This window comes from Flammeovirga sp. SubArs3 (assembly GCF_947387565.1).
Lineage (GTDB): Bacteria > Bacteroidota > Bacteroidia > Cytophagales > Flammeovirgaceae > Flammeovirga > Flammeovirga agarivorans.
Window position 1 is genome coordinate 154,352 of sequence record NZ_CANDOA010000004.1, and the last position, 16,345, is coordinate 170,696.

A 16,345-nucleotide genomic window follows, 5' to 3' on the forward strand; every position below is an offset into this window, starting at 1 on the left:
ACTAAATACCAAGGGCTACACTACAGCTTAATTAATGTGTAGCCCACTTTTCAAAACAATTCAATTATCAGTCATATAAAAAACCTTTACTTATGAAAAAGCTATTATTCTTAATCTGTTTTATAGCATCGATCAATGCATGGTCACAAAAGAAAACAGTGGAAAACGAGGCGAAGTATTTTACAAATTGGATGGATAAGATAGTCCATTTATCAGAGGAGCAAAAAAAGGAAATGATTACACTGAGAACCAATTTTATTGTAGATAAACAGGCATTAAAAAATAGTAAAGTATCCACAACTTTGGACCGTAAGCAATTGAACAAGGAGTATTGGAAAGAACGAGATAAAATTCTAACAAAAGATCAGAGAATATTACTTTCCACTCACTTAGTAACTAGCCGAGAAATAAAAGAAATCAATGAAATTGTAAGTTTGGATAAAGACCAACAACAGTCTTTTTATGATACATATCAGATTGTAAATTTTAAATTAATGAAGGATAAGAAAGAATATGGTAGATATAGTGATAAGTATATTGAAACGGCTCAGGTAGCTGCAATCAAGAAGAAAGAAATTATCAATGATTTACTATTAACAGGCCAGAAGAGTAAATATGATTCCTATTTCGATGATCTAAAACAGAGAAAGAAGCATGCAACTTTTGCTACTGCTGAGGAAGAAATTGAAATTGATGGATACAATATTTTAGAACCGATTGGTTTTAAATAAAAGATCCCTCATGATAAATGATATATCATGAGGGATTTTTATTTTATCCTTCATTTGGAAGGACTGGAGGGTTTTCTAATAATTTTTGAACTTCATAGTAGGATTGAGTAGGTTCCAATTGTCTATTCCATAACCCAATTTTTACCTTTGGAATTCTTGCTCTAGTATGATCTGTATTTTGTATACTCCAAATATTCCAAGTCACAACTCCAGTATGTCGATGTTCCAATAAAGTTTTGACGATACCACTAAAAATAGGTGCTTGTTCTTCTACTTTATTTTCATTCTCTGGTTTTACATGGATATTATTTTCTGTGACATGAAATTCTAAGTCATTCTGATGTGCCCATGAAATAAGCTCTGATAACTCTTTAGTATTGACCGAATTGGTTTCCCATTGGCTAGGATCATCTTTGATCAATTTAATATGAGCTTGCCAGCCAATACCGTCTACTCTTAGACCAATAGAGCGTAAATAAAGCACCATGTCTTTTACTTTATTCCAAGCAGCTTCTTCCATCCCTAAATGTTGGTTCAGCACCAACTTGATATCGGGAGCCTCTTTATTAGCAATTTGAAACGCTTGAACAATATATTTTGGAATACTATCTCCTAGGTGTTTAAATGTTGAAGGCGTTTTTATGTATCCCATTTTTTCCCAAGGAACCTCCCATGTTATACCAGGCATGGCTTGTTTCCATGTACCATCTGGATTAACAGTTTCGTTGACTACATCCATCCAAACTACATTTTTCTTACCGTTATAACGTCTACATAAAGCAGTCATAAACTCTTGTAAGTTTTGTTCTAGTTCTTCAGGTTTTCTCTCATCATTCATTGCCCATTTAGAGCATTGAGGAGAGATTGGTCCATGTATTCTTACCAACTGATTGTTTTTTTCTGCAAATTCAATCCACTCATCAGGGAAATCCCAATTCCAAACTCCAGGCTCTGGGTGAATATGTGTTTGCTTGAATTCGTTGGCAGGGGTAATATATCTAAACTCTGAACTGAGTAGTTGACTAATAGGCCCTGTAGCCTCAAGAAATCCACTTGTTGCACCAACAAACACATTGTTGTTAGGGTATTTATCTTCAATAATTTCTTTGTAGCGTCTACCTTTAGGAGATGTAAAGGACTTGTTTAAATTCTCCCATTCTAATATAAATTGTTTATCCTCCTTAGAGAATTCCGATAGCTCTTTATTTATGATTTTCAAGTCAACTTTTCGCAGTGCTACGATTTTAGTTTTCTTATTGTAAGAAAAAATCTGAGCTCTAATCTTCCTTCCATTTTTTAATGAAAATGGTCTTACCACCAATTTACTTTCGACTGTATTTATTGAAGTGGTTTTTGAAACGATCTCTTTTTCTTGTGCTTCAATTTGAATAAAAGAGACAAAGAATAATAAGTATAGGATAGTTCTTTTCATTGGTATTCAATTTATTTCATCAAAGTTTGTAATCACACCTTCTCTTAAGAGAAGTAGTTCTATTATAGCCCTAAAATGTTTCGACCATAGCTACTATGTAACTGACGATGTAGCTGCCTTACAATGTCTGAGTGCTCAGGTAGTTCAGCTATATTTTCATTTTCATCAGGATCTTGATAATGATCGTATAACATACGGGCAAATGTTTTATTATTTTCTGGATCGATATATTCTGTATAACTATATCTAGGTGTTTTTATCGTATACCCATTAGAGTTAATGATAAATACATGAGGCTTTCCTTTAGAGGTGAGATCATTTAATATTGGTACTAAACTCTCACCTTCTAATTGATGATTAGGTAGATCTAATTGTGAAAGAGAAGCTAGGGTTGGAAAGATGTCTACCAACTCTACTAAAGCATCTGTAGTACCGGTATTATTAATAAAGGGCGAGGAAATAATTAGAGGGACTTGCATCGAAGTACGGTGGCTTGTCCATTTTGCCCATTGGGCATGCTCTTGTAGGTTGTACCCATGGTCAGAAACTAAGACGACGATTGTATTTTTATCTAATCCTGTTTCTTCCAACTTTTTAAGAATTTTTCCCACTAAAGTATCTACATAGCTTACTGTTGCATAATAACCATGTATCAGTTTGATAGCAGTAGTATCATTCACCCTTTCCCCTTTGGGAGGGATGCCCGTATATTGTCGTAACTCATTAGAAGCACTAATGGATATTTTGGGAGCGTTAGTAGCTACGAAGTTATTATAAGGTTGTTTAATGCTACTTTCCTCATACTTTTCCCAATGATGAGCTGGAGCATTAAATGGTAAGTGTGGACTGATAAACCCGGCAGTTAAGAAGAAAGGGGAATCATTTTCCTGAAGACGCTCTAAATCTTGAATTACTTTTTCTGTTAGGACGCCATCAATATATGCCGTATCATCCACATTGGCTTTTTCATAGGCTGGCCCTCTGTTCGTTGCCATATAGTGCTTTTTGTTCTCTGGCAATTGATAATCTCTCCATAAGCTTTGCCACCAATCTGTAGGGGCAAGTCCCTTAGGGTTTTTATCAAAAGCATATGGACGCCACACTTCATTCCAATCTTCCATTCTGTCATCGAGGTGATGAAATACCTTTCCGTTGGAGATAGTTAAGTAGCCATTTTCTTTAAAAAATTGAGGAATGGTGATAGCATGTGGAGTATCATCTTGTACAAATACTTTGTAGTCTCTAAAAATATTTTTTGTTGGACGCATCCCTGTAAGCATGCTTGCTCTTGAAGCACCACAAACAGCTACATTACAATATGCATTGTTAAATAGAACACCCTCTTTCGCTAGTTTGTCAATGTTAGGTGATTGTATTTGGGAATAACCATAGCATCCTAATTGAGGGCGGAGGTCATCCATGTACAATAGTAATATGTTTGGTCTTGAAGTTTGAGTAGTCTCACATCCTACCAATAGCCATCCAAATAAAGTGCCTATCGATATTCTTAATAATAATGTTTTCATAAGATTATAATTCTAGTATATCCATTTCTATAGAGTTAGTGATGTTGTAGTAAGTAGTTTTATAAAAAAGCCACTTGCTATAAGCAGTGGCTTTTGTTTCAATGAAATGTAAACTATTATTGCTCTATTTCGAATATTTATTATGTTCATACACTCTGCCGATTTTTACATCAGTTTTGTGCATCATCTCTTCTTTTGAATCTTCTTGATACTCTTTCTGTAACTCTACTAGTTTAGCTTTTAGCTGAGCTGTAATTTCTTTGTATTCAGGGCGTCCATAAAGGTTATTCAACTCATTTGGATCTTTTTCTAAATCAAATAATTCCCAATCATTTTCTCTCCACTGATCCTTTGCAATTTCAGGATTATAGTAGTAGTGAATTAATTTATATTTTTCAGTTCTTACTCCGTAGTGAGGTAAAACATGGTGCCACCAAGGGAACTCATAGTAGTGGTAGTATACTGCATCTCTCCACTCATCTTCTCCATCTCCACCTTCTAAGATGTTACGGAATGACTTACCTTGCATATCTTCCGGTACTTCAACACCAGCGAAGTCTAATAGAGTTGGAGCAAAGTCCACGTTCATAGCTAATTTTGTAGACTTAGATTTTGGTTGAATATGATTTGGATACTTGATGACGAAAGGCATTTTGAAAGACTCTTCATACATCATACGTTTATCAAACCAACCATGCTCACCTAAATAGAAACCTTGGTCAGAAGTGTAGATCACAATAGTATTTTCAGCTAAACCACTTTCTTCTAAATAATCTAACATCTCACCGATGTAGTGGTCAACACCTTTTACACAACCTAAATATTCTTTCATGTACTTTTGGTACTTCCACTTTTTCAAAGCCTGACCTTTTAACTCATCATTTGGAGACCAAGGCTCTTCATTGTTGTTACCGTATTTGTACCAAGCGTTAATTTCTTGCTTAGTCATTTTTTCAGGATGCTCTGGATGAACTTTAAGGTCTTTTCTGTTTAAGTTTCTTTCAATAGTCATCCAAGTGTTACCTGCAGCAATTTTATTTTCGTAAGTATCATTGAATGTTTCTGGCTCAACAATTTCCACATCATCAAAAACATGTTGGAATTGCTCGTCAGGAGTCCAAGGTCTGTGAGGTGCTTTAAATTGGTACATCAACATAAAAGGTTTTTTTTCGTCTCTACCTTTTGTTAACCATTTCTTCGCATCTTCCCAAACTTGTCTAGATGAATGGAAACGTGTTTCCTTAATTGTATCTTGTCCATTCTCTAAGAATACTGTATTATGATAAGTTCCTTGTCCACCGTGGTTGATCATCACTTTCGAGTAATCAAAACCAGTAGGAACTGTACCTAAGTGCCACTTACCAATCACTGCAGTTTGGTATCCTGCTTTTTGAAGAAGCTTAGGGAATGTTTGCTGAGAACCGTCAAAATCACCACCACTTTCATTCTTAAAAAATCCATTTTGGTGAGAGAATTTACCTGTAAGGATAGCCGCTCTTGATGGTCCACAGATGGCATTTGTACAGAAAGTATTTTGCATGATCATACCTTCATTTGCGATACGATCAATATTAGGAGTTAGGTCTGGGAATTGTTCCGCTAATCTTCCACCATAAGCACTAATTGCGTTAGTCGCATGGTCATCACTCATAATGAAAATAATATTTGGCTGCTTGTGCTCTGTTGTTTTTTGTTGAGTCGACGAACACCCAATGATAGACAATAATGATGTCCATCCAATAAGGTTGATAATGATTCGTTTCATTTGCATAATTTTAATATTCTCTTTTGATATTATCGATGTAAATAGTTCTCCAATTGATTCTGGAGCTTTACGTTTTGTTTGCGTTTAACTAATGAATCAATGAAATTCTCTTATGCAATATTAATAGATAGGTAGGTGTATAGTAGTTGAGAAATCGTTCTCCTATGTTAGTAAATAGTTCTCGATTGAATGGTTTGTTTTTGATAAAATGTTGATTTTGTGGTCAAAATACACCTTTTGAGAGGTTGATTGATTTTCTTACCTATATGAACAATAACTAACCATGTATATGTAAACACTTGTGTATATTTGAATATCAATAAAGCAGTTAGACTATAAAAGACACTGTAAGAATATATTTGTTGTGTGACGCTTAAAGGTGTGACTTGTAATAGGAGGAATATAATTTTTTCTATACAGTCACATTTTTTTTTACACAAAAAATCCCTCACTCAGAAAGCGAAGGATTTATATCGTATTCAATAACTATATGCTTGCTATATATGAGCTTTTCTTGGAAACTCGATTGCTAATTGATTCACTGTAGATTCTTTGTATCCTATTCGAATTGCCTTTGTTTCCAAAACACAATTCTTAGTTATTTTGATGGGCTCGTGGTATAGTAACCATTCCCCATTATTGATTCTGTATCCTATAGATGCACCACCTGTTTTACATGATAGCGTAATTGTTTGATCATGTTGATCGATGGTTACTTCCTCTGTAGAAGGTTGCTTACCATTCGGCCACATCCGTTCAATCATTTTGGCTTCTGGTTCAATACACATATCAGGAGTATTTTTCCTCCATTTCGAAAGCTGTTTGCTTAATTTTTTTTGTATTGAAGCGTACTTAGGATCATCAATTAAGTTGATGGTCTCATAAGGATCCTTTTCTAAATCGAATAACTGTTCCTCTCCTGATAAAGGTGTAAACCAAACAGATTGTATCTCATTGAGTGTACCGTTATCATAAGCCTCTTTTAATACTTTCATGGTAGGTACTTGCATTCGGTATTCAATATCTTGATAAGGAGATGGAATAGGGAAAAGGTATTTCACATATAAGTATTTACCATCTGTAATACTTCTTCTTGCCGAAGTAAATTCATCCATTCTATCTCTTGCTGCAAAAGAATATTTCCTTTCTTTTGAGAAAATACTATTACCCTGTAAATGCTTGGGAGGTTTGACTCCTGCGATTTCTAACATGGTAGGAGCAAGATCAACAAAGCTGACAATTTGATTGGAGAAACCCTTAGTATTACTTTCAGGGTACTTGATATAAAAAGGGACATGTAATCCAGAGGCTATGACTTCTCTTTTTTGTCTTGGCATCGGTCCTCCATGATCACTAAATAAGAAAATATAGGTGTTCTCATATAGCCCATCCTCTTTAAGTTGCTGAATGATTTTTTCCACTCGTTGATCAAATAACTCAATATTAGAATACATTCTTGCTAGATCTTTCCTCGTAACATCATTATCGAGGTAATATGGAGGAACATCAACTTGATCTTTATCAACAGTTAGAGGCAATTTATTATGTTTCCAAATTTTAGATTCATGTGTTTCATTGAAGTTGAAAACCGCAAAGAACGGTTGATGATCAGGTCGGTTTCTCCAATGTGCTTTTGGGTCATTCTGATCCCACGCCGTAAAAGGGGCCGCAAATTGATAATCTGTTTTAGCATTATTGCTACAGTAATAACCTGCTGCTCGTAAATACTCCGTAAAGCATTTCACTTTTTCAGGAACTACAGCACTATATTCTCTAACATTATTTCCTTCTCTATCGCTTACATTTTTATTCTCTCTGTAAGTTTTCTGTCCTTGTCCCATGATATCTCTACCTGTACGCATATGATTGGTACCAATACTCATTGGGTACATTCCAGTAATGATAGCACTTCTACTTGGTGCACAAACACCAGCATTAGAAAAAGCTTGAGAATACACGACACTCTCTCGAGCTAATGCATCTATATTTGGTGTTTTGGCGGTACTATCACCATAGCTACTAAGGTAAGTTCCTGTATCCTCAAAAGTGATCCAGAGGATATTCGGTTTATCTTGTGCGGTACCTAAAGACCACACTAAGAATAGAAGTAAAGTTGTTTGTAATATTTTCATACGTTTCGACCAAGTAATAATTATTCAAAACAAATAAATAATTGTCGCTTGGTTGTAGAAAAAGCGTTCTAATAGGTTGGGAAATCGTATTCCCAAGAGCTACTAAAACGCTTTTCAAAATATTGATACTAGAATATGAAATTACTCTGTAGTTGTATTTTCTTTAGGTAGTTTTAAAAAGTCACTAGGGCTCATACCAAACTGTTTTTTAAATACCGTAGAGAAATATTTAGGATCAGAATATCCACTTTCATAAGCTATTGTACTAATGCTTTCGTTGGTTTCTATTAGTAGTTTCTTCGCATGGGTAAGACGTTTGGCTTGAATGTATTCTTTCGGAGAAAGCTTCGTTAATGCCTTGAGTTTTCTATATAACACAGGTCTACTCATACCAATATCTTTGCAAATCTCAGAAACATTATAGTTGGCGTTCATCAAGTTTTTCTCAATTAACCCATCTAACTCGTCTAAGAATTTTGAATCCAACGAATCTGCTTTTGCATGTATTTTTGTAATAACAATCCCATCCTGAATCTTATTCTGATAGAAAGTACTAAGTGCTTTTCTGTTTTCAATCAGACTAATGATCCTGTACTTCAACATACGGATATCAAACGGCTTGATGACGTAATGATCGGCACCATGCATATACCCTTCAGCTTTATACATTGATGCATTGAGTGCAGTCAATAGAATAATGGGTAAGTGAGAGGTTTCAATATTGTCTTTGATTTTATCACACAGTTCATAACCATTCATTTCAGGCATCATTACATCTGAAAGGACTAGATCATAATCGTTTTCTAACAAAGCATCATAACACACTTTACCATTTTCGAAGGTGTCTATTTGGAAACTATCAGATAATGACGATTGAATAAAGTTTCTTAGTTCTTCATTATCTTCAGCTACAGCTATGCGGTAATCGTATTTCTGTTTTTCTTTCTCTGAGAACTCTTCTCCATAATGGGAAATAGCACTAGGAACCGTATCGCTCATCAGTCCTTCTACTTTTATAGGAAGTTCTAGGAAGAAAGTTGTTTGTTTGTTCTCTTCACTTTCAAAATACAATTTGCCATTCATCATAGCGGTGTATTTGTAAGAAAGTACCAAGCCTATACCAGAACCAATTTTTTGGTTTTTCATTACATTTTCAGCTCTATAGAACCTTTTGAAAATGTGTTTTTGATTCCCTTTAGGAATACCAATACCATGATCCTCAATACTAAAGTTTAGGTGTTCTCCAGTATGTGTAAGACTGATTTTAATATTATCACCTTCCTTAGAGTATTTGATAGCATTGGAAATCAAGTTATAAATGATTTTCTCTACCTTATCAAAATCAAGCTTTACAGGAAGCTCTTTTAGTGAGGTAGTGATACCAATATGAATCTTTTTCTTTTGAAGCATTGGTTCATAATCTCGTATGAGCGTTTGTACCATCTTCAAGAAATCAAACTCTTTGACATAGAGTTCTTCATTTACTTGGTTTATTCTTTCGTAATCCAGCAACTGTGTGATTCGTTTGTTCAAACGGTCTAGGTTACTACGAATCATATTTAATAGCCTAGAGGCTGCATCATCCAAATTAGTTTCTTGCTCTAACTTCTGTAATGGTCCCTGCATCAATGTTAGAGGAGTTCTCAATTCATGAGCGATTTCAGCAAAAACGGCATTTCTCGCTTTTAGATTCTTTTGCTGTAAGTAGTCATAGTACGATTTATACATCATCCATAAAAGGAAAGCTACAAAGATGAAGTACACTACTTTTGCCCAGGTGGTATTCCAGAACGGGGGTTTTACTTCTACTTGCAATGTTCTGGTCGCGAGCTTTTTCATCTTTCGAGAAGAAAACATCTGTACTTCCAGAGTATACGTACCATACGGTAAATTCTGATAACTAATTTTTTGTGATGAAGTTTTTGAAATAAAGTTTTCTTCTAAACCCACAAGCCTCCAATTGTATAAAAGTGCATCGTTTCCGTATTCAGGCGATACCACATTCAGTGAAAACCCTTTATGAGGAGGAGATAAAACAATACTTTCAGTGCGATTGATGTTATCTTTTAAGATAGCATCATCTTCATCTGAAGGAACCATTATTTTATCATCTACGATCAGGTAGTCGAAAATGATTTGTGAGTTTCTAGAATAAGCATCTTTAAAGTTCAATGGGAACTGATAGAAACCATCATATGATCCTAAAATAATGGAATTGTTATTTAGACATGAAGCGCGTTGATGTGCTTCGAATTTGACGAGAATCTCTTGAATATCTTCAGCTTTTCCGTTGTTATAGTTGAAGGTGAAAAGTCCATTATCACCAATTACAATGTACTCATTAAAGCCATTTTTGATAATCTGTTTCACATGTGATGGAAGTACATTGTTCTCTCCTTGATCTAGCGGAACTACTGTCTTTTTATTAAAATCGAAGATCAATAAACTTTGTGATTCTGAACCAAGGAGGAAGGTATTTTCATCTATAGCTACCATGTCTGTTTCTGAGACATTGTTCATTCTCACTAATGCTGTAATCTTGTCATTTTTTAGCATTACAATGCCATCATGGTTACTGATCAGCAAACAGCTGTGCTTTTCGTCGTATTGAATATAGGATACACTTCTGATTGGAATCTGTTTTAAAGAGTTCTCTTTTGTATCCATTTCAAATACCAACCCTTTAATCAGCTTAAACCAGAGTTTATCACCATACAATTCTATTTGAACAATAAATTTACTACTGAACTCTTTTCCGTCAATATTAAACTTTTTGATACTTTTTAAAACCTTAAAGTTTTTGCCATCCAAGTAGAAGAGACCAAAACCATAACTAGAGACCCAAAAATTATGATGCCTATCTTCTATAATATTGTTTATAACAAAGCTTTCGTTTTTGCTTAATTTCTTAATGAAATGTTGTGGCCTTAAAAATCTTTTTTTACCATTTTTGTCTTTAATGACTAACCCTTTATTGGTTCCTAATAGAAGTCTTTTTCGACTATCTCTATACGAGCTGTAACCATGGTTAGCAGCGGTATACGCATCTGGGTGAATATTGATTTTTCGTAGATAGGGTTTATGCGGATTGTGTAAAAACAAACCTCTACCGTAGCTACCTACCCAAAACCTTTGATGTTGGTCTATATTGATCTTATTGATAGGCATTCCCAACAGAGTTTTTAGGGACGAATTACTGTCCTCATGGCCATCCATATCAAACACGATAATTCCATAGCCATCGGTTCCTGCTAGTATCTTATTTTTATAACTGGTAAAGCTTGAGATTTTATAATCAATATCTGGTTTTATGTGCTGGATCTTATTGTTCTTAATTAAGAAAATACCTTTGTTATATGTACCGATCCAAATACTATTGTCTGTGCCTTTATAAAGTGTGGTGATACCTGCTCCTTTAAGGTTGATTCCATACAAATGGAAATCTTTTACTTCATTATCTTTAATAAGTTGTAAACCATCAGGACTAGCGATTAGTAGGCCTTGAGCACCATAATCACAGGCATCAGCAATACGTTTTTTTAAGAATATCTTTTTGAAATTATTGGTTTTAGGGTTCCATCTAACAAGCATTTGCCATGATATAAAATAGTAGTACCCATCATGTTCTTTTATAGAGATAAAGGCTTTTTCATTAAGTAATCCTTTAATCTTAAATTCAATGAATTGATCAATTTTGGGATCATATTTAAAGACTCCGAATTGGTTGTGAGTCCATAAAGTATTTTGCTTGTCTAAATAAAGACCAGAATTGTTTTTATAATAATGAATTGACTTCCCTGAAGCTTTGGTGATAGTATAGTTTTTAAATTGTGCACCATCAAAACGTTGCACACTGTTTGGAGTAATAATCCATGTAAAATCATTACTGTCGTTGACCATGGAATAAACAATGTGACTGCTTAGACCATTTTCAACATTGAAATTGTCGAATTGTAAATTTTCTTCCCACTGAGCAAAACTTAGCTGGTATATCAGTAAAAGAAGGGTGGTTAGTAGTATTCTTTTCAATTTCATTTCTATTTAAGCATTGTCCTGAAATATGGCAAAATGCATTTTTGGCGAAAAAAGGGAAGAATAAAGGTAAACTTATTCTTCCCCAAATATAAAATTTAATTATCTATTATTCGATAATTGCTGAATACTTATCATAAACGGTAATTACAACGTTGGTAAATGCTAATGTATGTCCTGTCTTGTACTCATCAGGAGTGTTTTTCATGTCTTTATGTACAAGCCATGAGATATTTAATTTACCGCCTGTGTAGTACTGAGAAGGAATTTCTAAAAGACCTGAACTTGTCATTGGTCCTGCATCCATTTCATTACCAATACCTGTTGTAGAGAAGATAGCGTTCTCATCTTTATTCCAAGTAAAGCTATGAACATCACTGCCTCCGTCATAATCTGTAGAGTAATTAACACTAAAGAAATCTTCTTTGTAGGTACCATAATCGTTAAGATCTTTATTGACACCATTATCAAAAATTAGTGTAGCTCTCTTAATGTCACCTACTGAGAGGCTAAGAGCTAAATACGTCCATCTTTGGTAATCACCACTCCAAACATTGGCTTGTGCTCTAGCAAATTCTCTATCAGCATTTGTATTAAGGTTGGCACCACTTCTTTCGTTGTCGTCAATCACATATTGATGACTTACATATTCTGCTCTTAGTTTACTGTCAGTGAAATCATCTTCGAATAGCACAGAACCTTTAGACTCAATGACAATTTGAACAAGGTTTTCTAAACGAGTTGTTCCTAAAGGAGTAGTAGCTACCATTGTGATATCATATGTAGCATCAGTGAAATTTTGATCCTCATCAATAGTTATCACACCTGTTGCAGCATCAAATGACATGCCTTCTGGTAGTACTGTTTCTAATGTTACAGTAGTATTTCTAGGTAATGAGAATAACTCTGGAGTTAAAGTATATGGAGTCCAAGGTGATAATGTCACTTTATTCTCTGCAAATGAAACTTCAGGTTGAATTTCGGCAACAATTTCAATTGTCAATGCGTTTTCAAAAGTAAATTCTTGACCATCTAAAGTCGCTACAACATTAATTACATAAGTGTCGATAGCATTGTTGTGGTTCTCAGGTAATGAAATAACACCTTGAGCATCGATACTTAAATTATTTAATGTTTTACCATCTTGAATAACTAATTCGTAGGTTGCACCTTCTAGGAAATCCTGAGAAGCAGGTGTAGCTACTAAATCATATTCAGGTTGAATCTTATATAAAGAAGGTTGGTAAACTAACTCAGGGTTCCCATATAATGAAAGTACTGCAGCTTCATCAATTACTGTAATACCACCTTCAGTAATTACTTGTACAGCAATGGTGTAGTCGCCAGCTTCCATAAATTCAGTTTTACTGATGTTACCTGTTTCACTGTCAATAGCTAAACCTTTAATAGGTGTGGCAAAACTGTAAGTTACTGCATTGTTGCCTTCTCCAAAGTAAGCACTATCTAGTTGGAATACTTCGCCTTCATAATAACGCTCATATTGTGTTTCAGAAGAAGAATAAAATAACTCACCAGATACTTCAGTAACTGACATTGTCCAAGCTTTTGAGTGGATACGTTTACCACTTACTGTGAAAGAAGAAATATCAGCATAATATTGTTTGTCTACTTCTAAAAGCGTTGGATCAAGAATTAAAATGACACCTGTTGTTTTATCAACGATAGCGTTTTCCCAGATCGAACTATCTGCAGGATCATCACTGTAGAATCTTTCTAGTAAGAAGTTAACTCCATAGGTGTTTTCATACTCTGGTAAGGCTGATTCCATTGTATCTAATGGAAAGAACAATCCTGGAGCATAGTATAATGAATCTAAGTATTCTGTACTGATTTGATTCAATGGATCTTGTTTCTGACATCCTACAGCGGATAACAGAAGTCCTATAATTGTAGCGTAAAATAACTGTTTCATTTCAATGTCTTTTTAGTTGGCAAGTTCAGTGAGTTTTACTGTAATAGTATTTTCAGGCTGGTCAACTTTAAATACTTTTGTATATGTTTTCCCTTTTTTAGTGATGCTAACTTTATACGTGCCTTTATAACCTCTAAAATTTGCAGCACCAGATTTATCTGTAGATAAGGTTTCTTTTGTAGACCATTCGGCTAATTGAGATTTCCATACTTCTGCTTCTGCTCTTGGATTACCATCCAAATCATAAAAGGCTTTTCTGTCTGTACCAAATGGAGTCCAAACATATAGTCCTTCTACCATAGGGTGAGAGAAGTAAACAGTCATCACTTCTCTTGTGATGTTCTTTCTATCTTCTTCAGTAAACTTTTGATAGTTGGAATCGACAATCTCAAATTCAGTCCCTAGCATTGGTAAACCGAATTCAGCGAAGATATTTAGCCTGTCATAGATATCGGCAGGGTGGATGTGTTGTTTCATTCTAGATTGGAAGCCTAGCGCCTCCAATGGAGCACCTTCTGCAAGAATATCTTTTATGACTTTATAATGAAAAGAGATGTTTTTCTCGGCAGTTTTATATGGAGAAGAAATCACTTTGTTCTCATTTAAGTAGAACTTTACGTTTTCATTCGTTCTGATTTGTTCTGCATATTTAAACCAGTGAGCCCAAGAATTTCTTTTTGTTAAGTCTTGTACATCATGGCACTCTCTAGGTTCATTCAAAACATCCCATTCAATGACATTATAGTTTTCAAGACCAAACTTTACATACTCTTCTAAAGAAGCGATCAGTTGTGTTGTGTCTTTATCAGAAACAAACTTTTGAACTTCCTTCGGCATGTTCTTTTGTTTTTCCCAAACTAAAGCATGACCTCTTAGCGAGATATTGTTTTTCTTTAGAAAAGGATCAATTTGATCATGACGTTTTTCGAAAGCTTTCTTATGCTTAATCTTTAGAGCATTTTCATATCCTGCATGTTCAAAGACAGAGGCAAATGTTTCTTCGTAAATCTCTTTTTTATCACTAGTAAATAATTGAGAGTTGACAATGCCACCAAAACGGAATTGGTGGCCTATCTGTTCAACTTTTACTTCACCAGAAAATGGCTTTCCTTTCTTGTCCAAGACAGTTAAGGATACATCTCCTTTTCTATGTTTCTCGATACGAGCTTCAGCATCTTTTAACCAATCATCTTTAGAAGATTGAGTTTGACCTACACTAAATTCTTTGTACTCTCTTTCGTTCATAAAGAAGTCTAAGAATAATGTACGCATTGCTTCTAACTTCTTTTTATAGGCTTTATGATTAGCTAGATTCTTTGTTTCCAAAGGATCTGCAGCGTAATCGTATAACTCTTCTGCAACTCTTTTAGAACCTTCTAAAGACTTTTTAGTACGAGGGTTTTTATCGTACCAAACTGTATACCTTAAGTCTCCAGATTTTAAAGAATAACCAGTAATTTGTCCTCTGGCAATCTGAGTTACCGCATAATCTTTAACTACTTTTTCTGAACCATTTAATAATGGCTTTAAGCTGGTTCCTGATAAATGAGTTGGAACAGGAATATTTGCTAAATCAGAAAGGGTAGGGTAGATATCTACAAATTCAGTAACACTATTTACTTGTTTTACTGTTTTCTGAGTAGGATCTACAATCAACATTGGCGAACGAGTTGCCTGCTCAAAGTTGGAGTGCTTGTTCCATAGTCTATGGTCACCTAAATGCCAACCATGATCACCCCAAAGAATAATGATGGTATTTTTATCTAAACCGCTTTCTTTAAGTTGACCGATCAGTTTTCCAACTAAAGCATCTACATAAGATGTAGCCGCGTAGTATCCGTGGATTAATTTTCTTTGGCCATCTTCTGAAATAACAGCTAAACCGTCTTCTTGTCCAACTTCTAAACCTTCAGTTTTGTATCCTCTTAGTTCGTTGGAAGTATGGTAGGCTTTATCGTAACCACCTTCTACTTTATGTTGGAACTTGGCTATAGGTACTTCATTCTCTTGGTATAAATCCCAATACTTTGTTGGAGCAGAAAAAGGTAAGTGAGGTCGCTTATAACCTACAGCTAAAAAGAAAGGTTCTTTTTTGTTTGAAAGTTCTTTTATGTACTCAATACCTTGGTTAGTAATTGCTCCGTCAATGTATGCATCATCTGGAACGTCAGCCTTTTCGTAGGCAGGTTTATAGCGGCTTTGTACCCACTTATTTATTTTCTTTTTCTCTATTCCCTTTGCTTCAGCTTCTTTACGTAAAGCTCTAATCTTCTTAATATTTTCAGGGTTTTGGTAGTAAGAGAATACAGGCTCTTTAAACCCTTCAGGGTATTTTAAATTTTGAGGAAGTGTATACTCTGTCCAAGAGGCAGCGTCTTGTTGTTTATCAACACTTCTAGGATCGTAAATTTTACCTACACCATAAACCAAGTAACCATTATTCTTAAAATGTTGAGGTAGTGTTACAACATCAGGTCGCTTGTTACGAATCTTTGTTTTTAGATCCCATACTTTTACAATATCTGGACGTAATCCAGTTAATAAACTGGCTCTCGATGGACCACAAACAGCTTGCTGACAGTGGTTGTTCAAGAAGACAGTCCCTTCATCCGCTAATTTATCGATGTTTGGTGTGATGGCGTAATCATCACCAAAGCTACCTAAGGTAGGCTTAAGGTCATCGACAGCGATGAATAAGATGTTCTTTTTTTCCTGCTGCTGAGCATGGCCCAAAGACCATGCTGCAGTTAGTAGGAAAAAACTTAAAATATATTTTTTCATGATAATAAGTATC

At 34.9% G+C, this 16,345-nt stretch carries 8 protein-coding genes; 1 reads left to right on the top strand and 7 read right to left on the bottom strand.

Annotated elements, in window-relative coordinates:
* Window positions 1-92: 92 nt before the first annotated feature.
* The gene (locus tag QL232_RS12940) at window positions 93-731 is read left to right on the top strand and encodes a hypothetical protein (RefSeq protein ID WP_281614430.1); all 639 of its coding nucleotides are present in this window, start codon (window positions 93-95) and stop codon (window positions 729-731) included.
* 43 nt (window positions 732-774) lie between these two features.
* On the opposite strand, the gene QL232_RS12945 is transcribed toward QL232_RS12940, so the two are convergent.
* From QL232_RS12945 to QL232_RS12975, 7 genes are all read right to left on the bottom strand, one after another.
* Entirely contained in the window at window positions 775-2,163 is a 1,389-nt protein-coding gene (locus QL232_RS12945) for an endo-1,4-beta-xylanase (protein WP_281614431.1), read from the bottom strand.
* Window positions 2,164-2,225: 62 nt separating this feature from the next.
* On the bottom strand, window positions 2,226-3,689 hold the full coding sequence (locus tag QL232_RS12950; protein ID WP_281614432.1) for a sulfatase: 1,464 nt from the start codon (window positions 3,687-3,689) through the stop codon (window positions 2,226-2,228).
* Window positions 3,690-3,813: 124 nt separating this feature from the next.
* Window positions 3,814-5,454 carry a sulfatase gene (locus QL232_RS12955; RefSeq protein ID WP_281614433.1) on the bottom strand — a complete coding sequence of 547 codons (1,641 nt, stop codon included), beginning with the start codon at window positions 5,452-5,454 and terminating at the stop codon, window positions 3,814-3,816.
* Window positions 5,455-5,951: 497 nt separating this feature from the next.
* Window positions 5,952-7,586, bottom strand: a complete 1,635-nt coding sequence (locus QL232_RS12960) for a sulfatase-like hydrolase/transferase (RefSeq protein WP_281614434.1) — start codon at window positions 7,584-7,586, stop codon at window positions 5,952-5,954.
* A gap of 141 nt (window positions 7,587-7,727) precedes the next feature.
* A complete protein-coding gene (locus QL232_RS12965; RefSeq protein WP_281614435.1) occupies window positions 7,728-11,621 on the bottom strand; it encodes a hybrid sensor histidine kinase/response regulator transcription factor in 3,894 nt (1,297 codons plus the stop codon).
* Between the two features lie 106 nt (window positions 11,622-11,727).
* Complete coding sequence (locus QL232_RS12970) at window positions 11,728-13,551, bottom strand: hypothetical protein (RefSeq protein ID WP_281614436.1); 1,824 nt, start codon at window positions 13,549-13,551, stop codon at window positions 11,728-11,730.
* Window positions 13,552-13,563: 12 nt separating this feature from the next.
* A complete protein-coding gene (locus tag QL232_RS12975; RefSeq protein ID WP_281614437.1) occupies window positions 13,564-16,332 on the bottom strand; it encodes a sulfatase-like hydrolase/transferase in 2,769 nt (922 codons plus the stop codon).
* Window positions 16,333-16,345 lie beyond the last annotated feature (13 nt).

Excerpts from the sequence above, each read along its gene's own strand:
- QL232_RS12940 (WP_281614430.1), top strand. The coding sequence starts at position 93 with ATGAAAAAGCTATTATTCTTAATCTGTTTTATAGCATCGATCAATGCA.
- QL232_RS12945 (WP_281614431.1), bottom strand. The coding sequence starts at position 2,163 with ATGAAAAGAACTATCCTATACTTATTATTCTTTGTCTCTTTTATTCAA.
- QL232_RS12950 (WP_281614432.1), bottom strand. The coding sequence starts at position 3,689 with ATGAAAACATTATTATTAAGAATATCGATAGGCACTTTATTTGGATGG.
- QL232_RS12955 (WP_281614433.1), bottom strand. The coding sequence starts at position 5,454 with ATGAAACGAATCATTATCAACCTTATTGGATGGACATCATTATTGTCT.
- QL232_RS12960 (WP_281614434.1), bottom strand. The coding sequence starts at position 7,586 with ATGAAAATATTACAAACAACTTTACTTCTATTCTTAGTGTGGTCTTTA.
- QL232_RS12965 (WP_281614435.1), bottom strand. The coding sequence starts at position 11,621 with ATGAAATTGAAAAGAATACTACTAACCACCCTTCTTTTACTGATATAC.
- QL232_RS12970 (WP_281614436.1), bottom strand. The coding sequence starts at position 13,551 with ATGAAACAGTTATTTTACGCTACAATTATAGGACTTCTGTTATCCGCT.
- QL232_RS12975 (WP_281614437.1), bottom strand. The coding sequence starts at position 16,332 with ATGAAAAAATATATTTTAAGTTTTTTCCTACTAACTGCAGCATGGTCT.